General features: G+C 72.4%; 17 protein-coding genes and 1 tRNA gene. 7 read left to right on the forward strand and 11 right to left on the reverse strand.

Annotated features, from left to right (window positions below; all coding sequences use genetic code 11):
- Positions 1-37: 37 nt before the first annotated feature.
- On the forward strand, positions 38-964 hold the full coding sequence (locus HQQ88_RS01205; RefSeq protein ID WP_173168406.1) for an alpha/beta hydrolase: 927 nt from the start codon (positions 38-40) through the stop codon (positions 962-964).
- A gap of 172 nt (positions 965-1136) precedes the next feature.
- Here HQQ88_RS01205 and HQQ88_RS01210 read toward each other — a convergent pair whose 3' ends face one another.
- The 5 genes from HQQ88_RS01210 to HQQ88_RS01230 all read right to left on the reverse strand — a co-directional run bounded on the left by HQQ88_RS01210 (position 1137) and on the right by HQQ88_RS01230 (position 5667).
- On the reverse strand, positions 1137-2723 hold the full coding sequence (locus HQQ88_RS01210; RefSeq protein ID WP_173168407.1) for an alpha/beta fold hydrolase: 1587 nt from the start codon (positions 2721-2723) through the stop codon (positions 1137-1139).
- Complete coding sequence (locus HQQ88_RS01215) at positions 2720-3688, reverse strand: amino acid--[acyl-carrier-protein] ligase (RefSeq protein ID WP_131846202.1); 969 nt, start codon at positions 3686-3688, stop codon at positions 2720-2722. The genes HQQ88_RS01210 and HQQ88_RS01215 overlap by 4 nt, the downstream gene beginning before the upstream one ends.
- Complete coding sequence (locus tag HQQ88_RS01220) at positions 3685-4860, reverse strand: acyl-CoA dehydrogenase family protein (protein ID WP_207895428.1); 1176 nt, start codon at positions 4858-4860, stop codon at positions 3685-3687. Before HQQ88_RS01220 ends, HQQ88_RS01215 begins: the two co-directional genes overlap by 4 nt.
- Complete coding sequence (locus HQQ88_RS01225) at positions 4857-5165, reverse strand: acyl carrier protein (RefSeq protein WP_123292585.1); 309 nt, start codon at positions 5163-5165, stop codon at positions 4857-4859. The genes HQQ88_RS01220 and HQQ88_RS01225 overlap by 4 nt, the downstream gene beginning before the upstream one ends.
- Before the next feature lie 124 nt (positions 5166-5289).
- Positions 5290-5667, reverse strand: coding sequence for a holo-ACP synthase (locus tag HQQ88_RS01230; RefSeq protein WP_131920443.1), 378 nt, complete (start codon positions 5665-5667; stop codon positions 5290-5292).
- A 103-nt stretch (positions 5668-5770) separates the two neighbouring features.
- Between HQQ88_RS01230 and HQQ88_RS01235 the strand changes: the two genes are divergently transcribed.
- Positions 5771-6808 carry a hypothetical protein gene (locus tag HQQ88_RS01235; RefSeq protein WP_173168408.1) on the forward strand — a complete coding sequence of 346 codons (1038 nt, stop codon included), beginning with the start codon at positions 5771-5773 and terminating at the stop codon, positions 6806-6808.
- Entirely contained in the window at positions 6805-8388 is a 1584-nt protein-coding gene (locus HQQ88_RS01240) for a phenylacetate--CoA ligase family protein (RefSeq protein WP_367916962.1), read from the forward strand. The genes HQQ88_RS01235 and HQQ88_RS01240 overlap by 4 nt, the downstream gene beginning before the upstream one ends.
- 14 nt (positions 8389-8402) lie before the next feature.
- Here the strand turns inward: HQQ88_RS01240 and HQQ88_RS01245 are convergent, their stop codons facing one another.
- The 3 genes from HQQ88_RS01245 to HQQ88_RS01255 are packed head-to-tail and all read right to left on the reverse strand — an operon-like array spanning position 8403 to position 10519.
- Positions 8403-8954 carry a hypothetical protein gene (locus HQQ88_RS01245; RefSeq protein ID WP_123292588.1) on the reverse strand — a complete coding sequence of 184 codons (552 nt, stop codon included), beginning with the start codon at positions 8952-8954 and terminating at the stop codon, positions 8403-8405.
- The gene (locus HQQ88_RS01250) at positions 8951-9931 is read right to left on the reverse strand and encodes an aldo/keto reductase (protein ID WP_173168409.1); all 981 of its coding nucleotides are present in this window, start codon (positions 9929-9931) and stop codon (positions 8951-8953) included. The genes HQQ88_RS01245 and HQQ88_RS01250 overlap by 4 nt, the downstream gene beginning before the upstream one ends.
- Positions 9932-9991: 60 nt before the next feature.
- The gene (locus tag HQQ88_RS01255) at positions 9992-10519 is read right to left on the reverse strand and encodes a hypothetical protein (RefSeq protein WP_111085686.1); all 528 of its coding nucleotides are present in this window, start codon (positions 10517-10519) and stop codon (positions 9992-9994) included.
- A 259-nt stretch (positions 10520-10778) separates the two neighbouring features.
- Between HQQ88_RS01255 and HQQ88_RS01260 the strand changes: the two genes are divergently transcribed.
- Positions 10779-11678, forward strand: coding sequence for a hypothetical protein (locus tag HQQ88_RS01260; RefSeq protein ID WP_173168410.1), 900 nt, complete (start codon positions 10779-10781; stop codon positions 11676-11678).
- A gap of 192 nt (positions 11679-11870) precedes the next feature.
- Here HQQ88_RS01260 and HQQ88_RS01265 read toward each other — a convergent pair whose 3' ends face one another.
- Positions 11871-12728, reverse strand: a complete 858-nt coding sequence (locus HQQ88_RS01265; RefSeq protein ID WP_131878886.1) for a hypothetical protein — start codon at positions 12726-12728, stop codon at positions 11871-11873.
- Positions 12728-13372 (reverse strand): SatD family protein, encoded by a 645-nt coding sequence (locus HQQ88_RS01270; RefSeq protein ID WP_123292593.1) that lies wholly within the window; start codon positions 13370-13372, stop codon positions 12728-12730. The genes HQQ88_RS01265 and HQQ88_RS01270 overlap by 1 nt, the downstream gene beginning before the upstream one ends.
- Positions 13373-13483: 111 nt before the next feature.
- On the opposite strand from HQQ88_RS01270, the gene HQQ88_RS01275 reads away from it, so the two are divergent.
- Both HQQ88_RS01275 and HQQ88_RS01280 read left to right on the forward strand, forming a co-directional pair.
- A tRNA-Val gene (locus HQQ88_RS01275) sits at positions 13484-13556 on the forward strand.
- A gap of 26 nt (positions 13557-13582) precedes the next feature.
- Positions 13583-13780: a hypothetical protein gene (locus HQQ88_RS01280; protein ID WP_173168411.1), complete on the forward strand. Its 198-nt coding sequence runs from the start codon at positions 13583-13585 to the stop codon at positions 13778-13780.
- Positions 13781-13929: 149 nt separating this feature from the next.
- Here the strand turns inward: HQQ88_RS01280 and HQQ88_RS01285 are convergent, their stop codons facing one another.
- Positions 13930-14811, reverse strand: coding sequence for an NAD-dependent epimerase/dehydratase family protein (locus HQQ88_RS01285; protein WP_173168412.1), 882 nt, complete (start codon positions 14809-14811; stop codon positions 13930-13932).
- A gap of 81 nt (positions 14812-14892) precedes the next feature.
- On the opposite strand from HQQ88_RS01285, the gene HQQ88_RS01290 reads away from it, so the two are divergent.
- Positions 14893-15471, forward strand: coding sequence for a TetR/AcrR family transcriptional regulator (locus HQQ88_RS01290; RefSeq protein WP_123292596.1), 579 nt, complete (start codon positions 14893-14895; stop codon positions 15469-15471).
- The last annotated feature ends 5 nt before the right edge of the window (positions 15472-15476 follow it).

Here is a 15476-nt window from a genome sequence, read left to right on the forward strand (position 1 = left end):
TGCGACGCATCCGCGTCGACAGCGGACAGGAGGCCCGGTGCACGCCATCGACACGGACGCACGTGACCGTGTGGTCACCACCGAGGCCTACGCCCCCTACCCGGTGTCGCCCACGCCCGCCACGTGGCACCTCCGGCGCACCGAGGTCCTGACGCCCGCCGGACCCGTCGTGGTGCACCACCGCCCGGGTCCCGACCCGCTCCTGCTGCTGCACGGCGTCGCGGGCTCCTGGTCGACGTGGACCCCGCTGCTGACCGCGGCGCGCGGCGTCGGTGCCCGTGGCCTGGTGCTCGTCGACCTGCCGGGATGGGGATCGTCGCCGGCGCCGAGCGGTGCGTTCGACCTCGACGACGTGACCGTGTCGCTGGTCACGGTGCTGGATGCGCTCGGGATCACGACGGTGGACGTCGTCGGGCACTCGATGGGGGCCTTCGTCGGCATGCACCTGGCGGTCGTCGCACCCCGGCGCGTGCGCTCGGTGGCCCTCGTGTCCGGCACGACCGTCGCGACCGCGGACGCCGCACGGCACCCGCTCCGAGGGCTCCGGACGCTGCCGTCGTTCACCCTGCTGCGTGCTGGCCTGTCGATCACCGGCGAGGCCGCGCGGCCGATGCTCCGGGCGCTGTCCCGCGTCGGGCTGCTGCCGCTGCTCGCCGCGCCCGTGTTCACGCACGTGCGACGCCTCGACCGCAGCGTGCTCGACGCCTTCGTCCAGGAACTCCGGCCGACCCGGTTCACCGACGCGGCGCGGACCGCCGCGGGCTACGACCTCGGCCGCTGGCGGGGGATCACCTGCCCGGTCACCGCGATCGCCGGGCGCGACGACGTGTTCGCGCGCGTCTCGGACCTCGAGGCCCTGCGGGAGCTCGTGCCGCAGGTCCGCACGCTGCTGCTCGACGACTGCGGGCACTTCGCGCACGTCGAGCACCCGGACGCCGTGGCCCGGGAGCTCGGGCTCGCCTGACTGCGTCCGGCGCCGATGCGCTCGATCCGGGCGCGCCCCGCGCGACAAAGCGGTTGTCGTACGACGTCGACCATGTCGTCCCCGCGTGGCCGCAACAATTGCGGTCGCGCGGCTACGACACCCTCGCTGTCGTACGACGTCGAGGGTGTCGTTCGGAGTCGGGACGCCAGGGTCAGGCGGGGACGGGGAACGTCGCCGCGACGCGGGAACGCACCTCGGCTCGCACGGCGCGACGCATCACGGGGGAGAACAGCGAGTGGTCGCCGTCCTCGACCCGCACGATCGACACCGAACCGCGCCGACCGACACCGCCGTAGCGGCGCAGGGCCTTCTGTCCGCCGAGCCGGTCGAACAGGGCGGCGTCGTCCGGGGCGGCGATCACGACGACGTCGGTGCCGTGCTCCACGAGCGGTCGGACGTGCTCGACGACGCCGCCGACCCGGTCCCGCCGAGCGATCCACTCGCGCAGGGCCTTCGGCACGACGGCGTTGTACCGCTGGCGGACCCACAGGCGACCGGCCGAGGGGGCGTCGATCGCCCGCACGGCGTCCTCGTAGCTGCCGGGGGCCGCCGGCTGCCGGCGGTAGTCGTTCGGGCTGATCTCGACGACCAGGCGCGGAGCCTCGTCCGCCGACCGACCGGCGAGCCACGCGCCGGCGCACATGCCGACGAGCACCAGGCGGTCCGAGGGGGTGCCGAGGTCGGCGACGACGGCGGACTGGTCCTCCACCCACTCCTGGGCGAAGAGGAAGCTGCGTTCGTCCTCGCGCACGCTGGTGCTCTCGCCGGTGGCACGGCGGTCGACCCGGACGACGCGGGCGCCGTCTCGCGCGAGCGCACGGGCGAGGTCGACCTGGTAGTCGGTGGCGCCGACCCGGTGTTCGGCGGCGCCGTTGTGCAGGACGACGAGCGGGGCGTCGTGGTGCTGGGCGGACGACACGGTCTCGACGGCGAACAGCGCGTCGGGGCCGAGGTGGACGATGCGCTCCGACACGCGGCCGTCGACGTCCAGGACCTCGTCGAGCACGGGCGGCACCACCGGCGCCGCAGCGGTCGGCGCCCAGGCGTCGAGCCAGGCGACGGCTCGGTCGACCGCGGCTCCGGGGATCCGGGCGTGGATGCTCGTGCCGTCGAGCAACTCGGCGCTGCCGGGCACCTCGACGGTCTCGACGGGTCCGAGGGCCTTCGGCGCGCGGGTCTCGGGCCGCACCAGCGCCACGGTCGGACCGGTGCGCGGCGCGAAGGCGAGGGCGGAGAGCGCCGTCGCCTCGTCGGGTTCGACCTCGATGCCGATCAGGCTCTCGACGCCGTCCACGATCCGCTCGCTGCCGATCGTGATCGTCGCGAGGGCACGTTGCCGACGGAGCCAGCCCCGACCGGACGCCGGGGCGTCCCAGACGAGCAGGGCGTCGGTGTCCTCCGCGGCGGCCGCGGCGACGAGGGCTGCGGAGGCGAGTCCGACGAACGCGACGTGCTGTACTCCCGACGTGCGGAGCACGGCGGCCGTGTGGCGTGCGGACCGGACCTGCGCGTCGGGGTCGGTGTCGGGTGCGCCGTCACCACGTCCGGACGGGTCGTAGCGCACCGAGGCGATGCCACGGGCCTCCAGGCGGTCTGCGAGCAGGCGGAGCGTGCGGTACGCGATCACGCCCTCCTGTCCCAGCGGCGGGCAGATGACGACGCCGGCCCGCGCCGCGGGCGGCAGCTGCACGGCGGCGCGGACGGCCGGCGAACCGGACCATCCGTGCAGCGTCGTCACAGCTCGAGTGCCGCGCGGACCGACGCCGGCCAGGCGTCGACGTCCGTGCCGTGTGCGGCGAACAGGGCGATGGTGATGCGCTCCAGGCCGAAGGCGATGCAGGCGCTGTGGGCGACCTCGCCGTCGGCGGTGCGGAGGCCGAACGAGGTGCCGAAGTGGTCCTCGTGCAGGTTCGCCGAGCTGATCGCCGTGGTCGGGTGGTCGTCACCGTAGACCGGCGTGACGAACTCGAACTTGAGCGCCTGCTCGACCTGGTTGCGGGCGAGCATCTGCCCGACGCGGCCGAAGAACGGGTCGTTGGCGGGGACGACGTCGATCTCGAGCCCGAACGACTCGAGCAGCTCGCGCATCACCGGGATCCGGCCGTCGCGGTGCTGCTGGGCCGACGCCGGCGTGCCGATGTGCACGAACTCGTGCATGTGGAAGGCCTGCAGGCGCATCGGGTCGAGCGACGGCTCGCGGCGGAAGGAGTCGCCGACGATGTCGAAGAAGCGGCCCTCCTGCGGGATCGTGTCGCCGACCAGGCCGTACACCGGGTGGCAGACCGCGGGGGTGAGCATGAGGTCGGCCGGCTCGAGGAAGCCCTCCCAGCGCTCACCGCGCTCGCGTGCGGCGAGCAGTGCCCGGTGCGTGCGGTCGTCGCCGGTGAAGCCGGAGATCGACGCGGCGAGGTCCGGGAACGACGCGATGTAGTCGGTGCGCTCGAACGCGGCGAGCGGCTCGACCGGCGGGAACCGCAGCACCTCGGCGTCGAGGTCCTGCTGGCTGCGCACGGCTGCGGCGTCGACCGCCGTGTACACGCGCTCGAACACGCCGGTGCGGCCGTACAGCCCGGGAGAGCCGAGGTCGATGAGCACGCGGTCGGCGAGCAGGCGGGCACGGAGTGCGGCGCGGGCGGCGTCGAGGTCCGGAGCGGTGGGGCTGGTCGTGCTGGTCGTGCTGGTGGTGGGGTCCGTGAGGGTCACAGGATCACTCCCGTCATGAGGGCCAGGTCGGCGTCGTTCTTGAGGAGACGGTCGTTGCTCACCATGACGGCGGCGCCGTGGGCGTCTCGGAGGTGTCGGGCGATGCTCATCGGGCCGGAGGCCGCGTAGCCCGCGATCCCGACGATCCGCATCGCCTTCGTGACGATGTCGGTGACGCGCTCGGACGCCCCGATCTTCAGGGCGTTCGCGGCGAGGGCGTAGGCGCTCGAGGCGAGCACCTCGGGATCGTCGGCCGCGGCGTCGAACCGCTCGGCGGCGTGCCGGACGGAGTCGGCGAGGGCCTGCAGGTCGACCAGGAGTTCGGCGAGCCGGAGTGCTCCGGGCGGGGTCGTCCCGATCGCGGCGCGGGCCTGCTTGCGGACGGCGGTCCGGGCGCGCTCGCTCGCCGAGGCGGCGATGCCGAGCCACACCGAGGCCCAGAGCACGTGCGAGACCGGCAGGACCGTCTGCGCCGAGATGGCGGCGTAGTCGTCGCGGAACACCCGGTCGACGGTGGTCTCGGTGTCGAGGATCCAGCCGTTGCTGCAGGTCCCGCGCAGCCCCATGGTGTCCCAGGTGGAGGTCTGCGACAGCACCATCGAGTCGGTCCGGCAGATGAGCAGCCGCTGGTCGGAGGCCGGGGCGTCCGGGTCGCGGCGGGCGGTGACGAACACCGCGTCGGCCTCGGTGGCGTACGAGATCACCGGCGCGTCCTTGCGCAGGCGGATCCGGCCGTCGTCGGTGGCCTCGATCGAGCACGTGGAACGGCGGGCGTCGCCACCGACACCGCGCTCGGTGGTGGCCGAGGCGACGAGTGCGCCGTCGCGGACCGCAGCGATGGTCTCGAGCACGCCGGCACCGTCGCCGCCGTGCCGCCAGAGCGCCATGACCTGGCCCTGGTGCATCGCGAACACCATGCCGGTCGCGGCGCAGGCCCGACCGAGTTCGGTGGCGATCGCGGAGAGCTCGGACACCGAAGCGCCCTCGCCACCGTGCTCGGCGGGGACGGCAGCGGCGAGCAGACCGTACTCGCGCATCGCAGCGATGGCCTCGCGCGGCGGACGGGCGTCGCGGTCGACCTCGTCCGCGAACTGCGCCGCGACCGCGGCGACGGCGGCGGCACGCTCGGCGAACCGGTCGACGACCGCGGTCGCCGCCATGGTCAGGGTCACGAGGCGAGCTCCGCAGCGGCCACGATCGACTCGACGGTGGCGAAGGTGGACCGGTTCAGGACCGAGTCGGGGAACTCGACGTCGAGCTCGGACTCGACGGCGAGCATGACGTTCACCGTGGCGTGCGACGACAGCCCGAGCGCGTACAGGTCGGCGATCGAGGCGACGTCCTGCGCGTCCACGGTCAGGCGCCCGTGGTCGGCGAGGGCGCGGCGGACGGCCTGCTCGATCGCCGGGTCGGCGAGCGTCGCGGTCGTGGTCGCCGTCGGTGCGGTCGTGCTGGAGAGCTGTGGTTCCTGGTCCATGACGGCAACGATAAGGAAGACCGGGCCTCGGGAAACCGCCGTGCGGGTGCGCGAAACCGCACGGCGTCCGACGACCCTGTGCGGTGGTACAGGGTGGCGCGGGTGGTGGTGCCGGTGCGCCCCGTCAGCGGTCGGACAGCGCGACCGCCGTCGCGACCGCGAGCCCCCGCTCGTGCGCGAGCGACACCGCGATCGGGCCGCACCCGACCGACTCGGCCAGCGCGGCGGCGGCCCCGGTCAGCTCGACCGTCGGCGCCCCGCGGTCGTCGAGGACGATCGCCACGTCGCGCAGCGGGATCGCCTGGTCCGGAGCGGGGCGGAGGAGCTTCACCACCGCTTCCTTGCCCGCGAACCGTGCCGCCAGACGCTCCGGGTCGTCGCCCGCGTCGGTGCGCTCCCGCACGGTGAAGAGCCGGTCCAGGTACCGCTCACCGTGGGCGGAGATGCCCGCGACGACGTCCTCGACCGCGGCGAGGTCGGTGCCGGTCCGGATCGTGCCCATGGCAGCAGGCTACGCAGGTCGCGGCGACCCCGCATGCCGGCAGCGGCATGGGCGTCGGAGGGTGTTCGTATGATCGGTGCCAGAGACCACCGAGGGGGAACCGATGGCATCACCGTGGACTGGCATCATCGAGGACGCGCGACACTACCCGTCGCCGCACAACTCGCAACCGATCGTCGTGCGCGTCGAGGACGACCGCACCGCGACCGTGTTCTACGACCTGCGACGGGGGCTGCCGGCAGAGTCGTTCGGCATCCCGTTCGGGCACGTCTGCGCGGGGGTGTTCCTGGCCGGGCTCGAGGTCGTCGCCCGGGCACACGGTTTCTCCGTGCAGGAGCGGCTCGACCACGCCGAGATGGACTTCGGCCGGCTGGACGGCGCGGCCGATGACCGTCTGCACCGCTTGGGCAGCGTGACCTTGCGTCCGCGGGCGGTCACGGCGGACGACCGGGAGGCCCTGGCCCGCTTCCTCGCGCGGCGCACCTCACGCAGGCCCTACGACGCCACCCTGGTGGACGACGCAGCGATCGAGGCCGCGTCCGCCATCGCGTCGGCCGCTGGGCAGCGCTTCCGCACCACGTCTGACCGGCCGACCGTCGACGAGATCGTGCGCGTCAACCAGGAGACGCTGTTCGACGACCTGCAGCACGACGCCGTGCACGACGAGATCCTGCACTGGCTGCGGTTCTCGAAGCGGCAGGCCGCGACGACCGGCGACGGTCTGTCGGCCGAGACGATGCTCATGCCCGGACCGGTGCTCCGGTTCGCGATGGAGCACCGCGGGCTGTGGGAAGCCCCCGGCGTCGGCGGGGTCTTCAAGCGCGTGTACCTGTCGACCATGCGCGGGGTCCGGCAGCTCGGCTGGCTCGAAGGGCCGTTCCGCACGCCGGCCGAGTACGTCGAGGCCGGCCGGGTGTTCATGCGGATCTGGCTCGAGTTCACCGCGCGGGGGATCGCCCTGCACCCGTTCGGCACCGTGATCACGAACCCGCGCTCGCACGCCGCCTTCGTCGAACAGGCCGGCGTCGACGAGTCCGACGGCCGGATGGCGTGGATGCTCTTCCGCTTCGGGCACAGCGCGCCACCACCCCTGGCACACCGCAGACCCGCGGCCGCCATGACGCTCGGGGGTGCACGGTGAAGCGCGCCGCGGTGTTCTCGGTCGTCTGGGTCGTCGAGACCTTCGTGGCGCTGTTCATGCCGCGCGTCGGCACCCACAAGCTCCTGCTCACGCCGGGCATCGAGCCGCTCCGCTGGACCCTCGGACGCTGGCGTGCCTGGCGGACCGTGGAGCGGGCTGCGAAGCGGGTGCCTGCGTACGGGGCGTTCCTGGCGGAGGCGGGGCGGGCCTCCCGTCCGTTCCGTCTCGACACGCGTGGCGGGATCGCCGCAGCGATCTCGGGGCTGCCCGAGATGGACAAGGAGTCGTACGTCAAGCGGTGGAGCATCCCCGAGCGCTGCGTCGACGGACGGCTGCCACGGCGCGGGGTCGTCGTCGACGAGTCGAGTGGGTCGAGCGGCACGCCGACCAGCTGGGTGCGCGGTCCCGACGAACGGCAGGCCACACGGCAACTGCTGCAGCTCGGGTTCTCGCGCACCGCGAAGGACCTGCCGAAGCAGCCGTTCGTGCTCAACGCGTTCTCGCTCGGGGCGTGGGCCACCGGCATGAACGTGACGGCGTCGCTCACCGAGTCGTCGATGATCAAGTCGATCGGGCCCGACCGCGACAAGATCGTGCAGACGATGCGCGAGTTCGGCACCGACTTCACGTACATCATCTGCAGCTACCCGCCGTTCCTGAAGGCGCTGTTCGAGGACGACCGGCTCGACTGGAGCGAGTACACGATCGTCGCGGCGTTCGGTGGCGAGGGCATCAGCGAGAACATGCGCGCCCACATCGAGCAGTACGCGCAGGCCGTCCTCGGCTCGTACGGGGCGAGCGACCTGGAGATCAACCTCGGCATCGAGACGCCGTTCAGCGTGCAGCTGCGCCGGGCGATCGCGGCGTCGCCCGAGCTGTCCGCCGCGCTGACGAAGCAGGCCGAGTACGGCGTGCTGCCGATGGTGTTCCAGTTCAACCCGTTCGGGTACCTGATCGAGACGAACGAACTCGGCGAACTCGTCGTCACGATCACCCGGTCCGAGAACATCAGTCCGCGGATCCGGTACAACATCCACGACCGCGGGCACGTCGTGCGGATGCGTCCACTGCGGCAGGCGCTCCGCGCACACGGCTTCGACGAGCTCGCCGCCGCCGCCGAGCTCGACCTGCCGCTGCTGTTCCACTACGGCCGGTCCGACCTGTCCGTCGACTACAACGGCGCGGTCGTCGCACCCGACGTCGTGCGCGACGTGGTCTACGGCGACCCGGAGCTGCTCGAGGCCGTCGAGAACCACCGGCTCATCAGCTACGAGGACGACCGGGGCGACCGCCAGCTCCACATCGCGTTCCAGCTCGCTGCGGGCGCCGGGTCCTTCGACTCGGACGCGGCGCGCCCCGCGGTCATCGCCGAACTGCGGCGGCTGAACAAGGACTTCTCGAACGCGATCCGGACGGCGCCGCCCGGCACGCTGCCGACGGTGGCGTTCTACCCGTACCGGACGGGGCCGTTCCGCGAAGACGGCAAGAAGCTCAAGAACGAGTACGTGTGGCAGTTGCCTGCCGGCTCCGTGGAGCAGTGGGAGCTCGACCTGGCGTGGGTCGCGCCGAAGGAGGCGTGAGCGGGCGGTGCCGGCTAGCCGTACTGCGGCGGCCAGTCGAAGGGGGCTGGCAGGCGCGGGACCTCGCCGATCGTCGTGACGATCAGGACGACCTCGCGCCGGTTCGTCAGCTCGATGGAGCGTGGGTTGCCGATCGTCCGGCGCCCGTCCACCCACACCGTGAGCTCGCCGCGCAGGCCGCCGACGTGTTCCGGACCGAGCGAGACACCCCACTCGTCGAAGAACTGACCGAGCGTGAACGTCTGCTCGGTGGGGGACTCGACGTGCACGATGCCCGAGGTGTCGTGCGTGTGGATCTCGGCGGCGAACTTCCCCCGGTCCGAGTGCCCGATGTTCGCCGGGACCGTCACCGGGGTGTCGCCGTCGAGGATCGTCAGGTGGGTGTGGACGTGCTCGGCGAGCCGCTCGCCCCACACGTTCCGCAGCCCCGCAGCGTCGGCACGGGCGGACAGGTCGGTCGGCCGCGGCCAGGGCGGAGCGTCGCGCGACGCCCCCGCCCCCGGCGCTGCGCAGCCCGACAGCAGCAGGAGTGCGGCCACCGCGACCGCGACGACGCGGGTCCTCACCAGCGGTCGTGGATCGTGGCGCGGAACCACGTGTCGTAGAGGTCGCGCACCGTGGCGTCCAGGCCGTCGATCTCCGGCAGGTCGCCGGCCGCCGCGTTCGACCGGGCCTGCTCCGGGTTGCGGGCTCCGGGGATCGCCGCGGTCACGCCGTCCTGCGCGATGACCCAGGCGAGCGCCGCCTGCGGCACCGAGACGGCGTCCGGCAGCGACGCTGCGAAGGTCTGTGCCGCGCGCACGCCGTCGTCGTAGTCCACACCGCTGAACGTCTCGCCCTGGTCGAAGGCCTCGCCGTGGCGGTTGTAGTTGCGGTGGTCGCCCTCGGCGAACGACGTCTCCGTCGTGTACTTGCCGGACAGCAACCCCGAGGCCAACGGGACGCGCGCGAGGATGCCGACCCCTGCCTCCAGGGCCGCCGGCAGCACGCGATCGAGCGGCTTGAGCCGGAACGCGTTGAGGATGATCTGGACGCTCGCGACGCCGGGCCGGGCGATCGCTGCGAGTGCCTGGTCGGCCGTCTCGACGCTGACGCCGTAGGCGGCGACCGAGCCGTCGGCGACCAGCGCGTCGAGGGCGTCGTACACGGCGTCGTCGCCGATGACCTCGGACGGCGGGCAGTGCAGCTGCACCAGGTCGAGCGTGTCCTGCCGCAGGTTCGTGCGGGAACGGTCGACCCACTCGCGGAAGTTCGCCGCGACGTAGTTCGCCGGGACCTGCTCGGCACGCCGACCCATCTTCGTCGTGACCGTCAACGGAACGTCGGGGTTCGATGCGCGCCACGAACCGATGAGCTGCTCGCTGCGACCGTCGCCGTACACGTCGGCGGTGTCGAAGAGCGTGACACCGGACGCGACCGAGGCGTCCATCACGGCGTTCGCGTCCGCTTCGCTCACCGGACCCCAGTCACCGCCGAACTGCCACGTACCGAGACCGATGGGGGAGACTTCGCGGCCGGTGCGACCGAGGGTGCGACTCTGCATGCCGCCGAGCGTAGTCAGCGGGCTCCGGCGGTCGCTCAGCCGATGGTCCCGCGCGGTCGCTCAGCCGATCGTGGAGACGCCGCGGCGGAGCAGCGCACGGGCCGCTCGAGCACGGGGGATGACCCACACCGCCGCCCACAGGACCATGCCGGCCCAGAGCAGGATCAACATCGTCGTGATGAGGGCGTCGTGCTGGTCACGCATCGACCACGTCATCGCGATCCACAGCGTGCCGAGGACGACCTTGCCCCAGCCGGCTCCTTCGCGGTCGGCCTGCGCCTGGACGAGCGGGATCCACAGCTCGGCGGGTACTCCGACCGGGATCTGGCCCTCGGCGACCCAGTCGCGGACCAGGACTGAGTTCTCGTACCCGCCCTCGGCGCGCCAGGACCGGAGCTGCAGGTACACGGCGATCGCGGCACCTGCCGCCGCGGACGGGATGCCGACGGAGACCAGGACGGTGGTGGTCGCCTCGGTCCACGACGACAGCACGAGCATGACGAGGACGACCGCGAACGCGGCACCCGTCACCCCGGAGCCGAGGAGCCGCAGCCGCCCGGATTCGTCGAGGACACCGGCACCGTTCACGAGGGAGAGGGTACCCGCCACCCCCGGGGTTCTCGGGTGCGGGTGTGCCACGAAGTTCCGCGGTGTGCCCCGAGGTTCCGAAATCTCGGCATCTCGGGCCGCTGTTCGCCCGGGATCGGCACCTCGGTGATCATCGCGCGGCATGTCGTGGAACCTCACCGCGTCCTCCGGGTTCGGACTGGAGGCCCGTCCCACGTCGTTCTCCACAGATGCGTCCGACCGCGGTCGGGCCCGGCGCCTCGTGCGCGATGCTCTCGTCATGGGGAGCCGAGCACGACACGACCACTCGCCGAGGCCGTTCCTGGTGCGGCAGGCCATCGCGGCCGGAGCGAGCCCTGCGTGGCTGACCCGTCGTGACCTCAGGGCTCCGGTCCACGGCGTCCGCGTCCGAGCGGACGTCCCCGTGACGGTCGTGGAAGCGATCGCCGTCGTCCTCCGGAGCGACCAGTTCGTCAGCCACACCACGGCCGCTCGGCTCTGGGGAGCGCCGCTCCCGTCACGGCTCGACGACGAACTCGTGCACGTGACGGCGATCGGGACCGCGCCGATCATGCGCCGCCCCCAGGTCATCCCGCACCGGCTTCGGATCGAGGGCTTCCGGCCGGAACTCGTCCGCGGCATCCCGGTCAGTCCGCCAGCGCGCGCGTGGTTCGAATCCGCGTCAGTGCTGACCGCCGTCGAACTCGTCGTCCTGGGTGACCACCTCGTCGGTCCGAGCGGGCTCGCCACCATCGACGGACTGGCGGCCGCGATCGTTGCCGGGAGTCGCTCGGCACGACGAGCACGAGCCGCACTCGACAGGGTGCGGACCGGAGTCGAGTCGCCCATGGAGACCCGTCTCCGGCTCGGAGTCGTCGACGCCGGATTCCCGGAACCCGAGGTGAACGTCGACGTCGTAGACGACCGCGGTTCGTTCCTCGGCCGAGCAGACCTCGCCTGGCCGACGCTCCGGATCGCGCTCGAGTACGACGGTGACCACCACCGTGACCGCCGGACCTTCCAGCACGATCAGCGCCGGTCGAACGGGTTCGCGGTGAACGGCTGGATCGTCATCCACGCGACAGCTGCCGACACCGGGCGTCCGGCCGTGCTGTTCGAGCGACTCCGACAGGCGTTCGTCCAACGCCAGGTCGAGGGTCGGGCCCGTCGCGCGGCCTGACGAGGCTCCGAAGCACCCCGATGCCGGGCGGACCTACTGCGCCGAGGTTCCACGACTCGCCGCCCGTTCATCGCCGAGGTTCCACGGCGGCGCGCTCGGGGCTGCGAGGTGCCGAGATTTCGGAACCTCGGGGGACGGGGACGGGGACGGGGACGGGGACGGGGACGGGGGACGCGACGGGCTCCGCGCGCGTCAGCTGTGCGCCAGGAGCCAGCACATGCCGGCGGCGGCGAAGGCCATCGCCCAGCTCACCAGGCTGCCGATCAGGAAGTACTCCGCCTGGTAGCCGGTCGTCTCGCGCCGGATCTCGGGGAACCGGACGATGCCCTTGGCCGCGATCAGTGCGGCGACCACCGGGAAGGCCCCTGCCATCGCGAACCCGGCCAGCAGCAGTCGTTCGATCGGGCCGATCAGTCGTCCACCCTTGAGGCTCACCGTGCTGTCCCCGGACTGTTCGGCGTCGGCGTCGGCGCGTCGGCGTCGCCCGAACCGGCGGCGGAGGTCATCGGCCTCGGCGCCCGTGGTGGCTCCGCGCTGCAGTCCCGGCGGGAGTGCCTGGGCGACGACCACGTTCGCGGAGTCGACGAGGAACAGCGCCGAGCCGACACCGCCCACGACGGCGGCGAGCGGAACGGCGTCGACGAACGCCAGGCCCGAGCCGTCGTGCCAGTCGACCACGAAGCCCGTGCCGTCGGGCAGTGGCCCCCAGAGCAGCAGCACGGCGACGGCGAGGGCGAGCAGGACCGCTGGCCAGGACCCGGACCGCCGCAGCAGCCCCCGGGTCGTCGGCGCGTCATGGTCGTCGTCGGCGGTCCCGGTACCGGCTCGGACCGGCGCGGTCGTGGCGATCCACGCCGCCGCGAGCACCACCGTGACGAGGACACCCCACACGGGGACACCGAGACCGAGCCACGCCACGGCGGACACCCCGGCCCACAGCACGACGACCGCGATGGTGGTCAGCGTGCGCTGCCGGTGTGCATCGGCACCGGTGCGGGCCCGGACGACGTCGCCCAGACCGATGAGTGCGAGGAGGATCCCGGCGAGCATCAGCGTTCCTGTCCCACGAGGACCCGGAGGCCCTCGACGATCGCGGCCACACCCGACTTCTGCACCGACTGGGACACCGCTGACGGGGTGATCCCCTCGGTCGCGGCGATCTGCGCCTGGGTCCGGCCCTGGACGAGGCCGAGCGCGATGCGTCTTGCCCGGGGCGTCAGGCGGGCCATGACGTGGTCGCGGCTGAGGAAGTAGGCGTTCACGAGTCGCTCCTCGGTGCCGTGGCGATCGTCGGACGCGTGGAACCACGACCGGAGGAAGGACGTCCTGCCGTCTTCACGGCGGTGCGTCTCGTTGATGGCGTCGCGGGCGGACCACCACGCCGGGCCGTCCTGGAGCGGACCGCTCGTACCGGACCCCACCGTCCGCACCGTCCCGCGACCCATCCCGAGCCGGACCTGCACCGTCGGTGGCAGGGCGAGCATGGCGGCGGTGCTGGCGACGAGCGCGTCGGTGAGCGTGGCGTAGATCACCTGGAATTCGTCGCCGACGGTCGCGTGCACCGGGTCCACCGGGGTGACGTCGGTCGTCTCGCGGAACGCCTGCTCGACCTCGCGCTGTGCGGCGGGGCGGTCGTCGAGCGTTCGTGAGTCGACGAGGTCGAGGATCACGGCGTAGACGGGGTCGTCGGACATGGGTTAAGTGTACGGCTTACTATCGGCGAAATGAAGCCGAGCGCTGAACTGGCCAACGGACGGGATGTCCAGCGCAACGATACGGGGAATCGACCTCTAGGATCGTGTCGCGGGCTCTTAGCTCAGTTGGTAGAGCACTTCGTTTACACCGAAGTGGTCGGCGGTTCGAGCCCGCCAGAGCCCACCGCAGACGCGATCACGGGGGGTCCGATGAACAGCCGACGACACGAGCCGGTCCGACAGCACTCCGTCGACTTCTTGCCGGGAACGAGTGGGAACCCGGTCGCCCCGTTCCAGCGCGACCACCAGCCCGGACAGGGTCCGATCCGTCACGACTGGGTGTACCTCGTCCCGATCGGCGCGGTCTTGGTCGGCGGGGTCATCGCGTTCTTCGTGTGTGGGAACTGACCGCACCGCCTGACGACCGCACCGGTCCGCGCGACCGACGCGGGGCAGGTCACGCGCGCCGACGGCGGACGGGAGGCACGGTGCGGGCCTGCACCGCGCCTCCCGTCCGTCCCTCGGTCGCGCCCAGGGCGCGACGTCAGCGCTCGACGTCAGCGCTCGACGTGTTCCAGGTCTGCCAGCAGTGATTCGTGGACCGGCTCCCAACCGAGCGTACGACGCGTGTGCTCACTCGACGCCGGCTGGTCCATCACGAAGATCGGGGCGAACGCCCCGAACGTCTCATCCGCGACGCGCTCGACCGGCAGTCCGAGCCGTCGGCCGATCACCTCGGCGAGGTCGCGCACCCGGTCGCCCTCGTCGGCCACGGCGTGCCAGACCGTGCCGGCCGGTGCGACCTCCAGCGCCAGTCGGAAGAGCACGGCAGCGTCCCGAGCGTGCACGGCGGGCCAGCGCTGTTCGCCGTCTCCGGGGTACCCGGCCGCACCGCTGCCTCGGGCCGTCTCGGTGAGGATGCCCGCGAAGCCGCCCGTGCCGTCGGCGTGCACGGTCCGCGGCAGGCGGATCGCCGACACCCGGACGCCGCGCTCCGCGAGCTCGAGCGCGGCGAGCGTCGACCGAGCGCGGCCGGCGACCGGTCCCTCGAGGGGCAGAGGGTCGGCCTCGGTCGACGCCCTGCCCGGGACCCACGGGGTGCCGGACACGACGACGAACGGGCGGTCGGAGCCGACGAGTTCCTCGCCGAGTGCGGCCATCGCGTCCGCCTCCTCGGCGATGCCCCGGGTCAGGGCGTCCGGCGAGCTGAAGTCGCTCGAGAACGCGAGGCTGACGACGCCGTCGGCGGCGCGAGCACCGGCACGCAGGACGTCGAGGTCGCCGAGACCGCCCCGGATCGGTTCTGCGCCCGCCGCGGTGAGGGCTGCGGCCGAGCGTCCCGAGCGGGCGAGCGCAGTGACGCTGTGGCCTGCGGCGATGAGTTCGGCGACGACGGCCGTTCCGATGGTGCCGGTGCCGCCGGTGATGAAGACGCGCATGAGATCCTCCAGTGATGGGACAAGTGTCTCGTCACCGTACACCTGTGATGAGACAATTGTCCCGTCCCGTAGGATGCTTCCATGGCGCGATGGGAACCGGGAGCTCGGGAACGGCTGGTCCTGGCCGCCGTCGACCTGTTCTCCGAGCAGGGGTACGACGAGACGACCGTGACGCAGATCGCCGAGCGAGCGGGGGTCACGAAGAGCACCTTCTTCCGACACTTCCCGGACAAGCGCGAACTGCTCGTCGCCGGGCAGGAGACGCTGAGCCGCTTGTTGTCCGAGGGGATCACCGACGCAGCGCCCGAACGTTCACCGCTCGACGCCGTCGCCGCTGGGCTCGAACGTGCATCGGGCGAGATGGGTCCGATGAACCGCGAGCTGGGACCGCGACTCAAGGCCGCGGTCGCCGCGAGCGCCGAACTGCAGGAGCGCGACGCCCTGAAGAGCGTCGGGATGGCCGCCGCGATGACCGATGCGCTCATCGAGCGCGGGGTCGCGGAACCGACGGCCCGGCTCGCGAGCGAGATGGGCGTGCTCGCCTTCAAGCAGGGGTTCGACCGGTGGGCCGGTGCGGCACGCGCTGATGACGACGGACTCGCGGGTCATGCGCTCGCAGCGTTCGCCGAGCTGCGGGAGGCTGCTGCGGCGCTCCGGTGAGCACC

It is taken from the genome of Curtobacterium sp. VKM Ac-2861, assembly GCF_013204965.1.
GTDB lineage: Bacteria > Actinomycetota > Actinomycetes > Actinomycetales > Microbacteriaceae > Curtobacterium.

Coding starts and splice junctions, on each gene's coding strand:
- HQQ88_RS01285 (WP_173168412.1), bottom strand. CDS start 14,811: ATGCGCGTCTTCATCACCGGCGGCACCGGCACCATCGGAACGGCCGTC.
- HQQ88_RS01270 (WP_123292593.1), bottom strand. CDS start 13,372: ATGTCCGACGACCCCGTCTACGCCGTGATCCTCGACCTCGTCGACTCA.
- HQQ88_RS01290 (WP_123292596.1), top strand. CDS start 14,893: ATGGCGCGATGGGAACCGGGAGCTCGGGAACGGCTGGTCCTGGCCGCC.
- HQQ88_RS01280 (WP_173168411.1), top strand. CDS start 13,583: ATGAACAGCCGACGACACGAGCCGGTCCGACAGCACTCCGTCGACTTC.
- HQQ88_RS01235 (WP_173168408.1), top strand. CDS start 5,771: ATGGCATCACCGTGGACTGGCATCATCGAGGACGCGCGACACTACCCG.
- HQQ88_RS01250 (WP_173168409.1), bottom strand. CDS start 9,931: ATGCAGAGTCGCACCCTCGGTCGCACCGGCCGCGAAGTCTCCCCCATC.
- HQQ88_RS01265 (WP_131878886.1), bottom strand. CDS start 12,728: ATGCTCGCCGGGATCCTCCTCGCACTCATCGGTCTGGGCGACGTCGTC.
- HQQ88_RS01225 (WP_123292585.1), bottom strand. CDS start 5,165: ATGGACCAGGAACCACAGCTCTCCAGCACGACCGCACCGACGGCGACC.
- HQQ88_RS01230 (WP_131920443.1), bottom strand. CDS start 5,667: ATGGGCACGATCCGGACCGGCACCGACCTCGCCGCGGTCGAGGACGTC.
- HQQ88_RS01260 (WP_173168410.1), top strand. CDS start 10,779: ATGGGGAGCCGAGCACGACACGACCACTCGCCGAGGCCGTTCCTGGTG.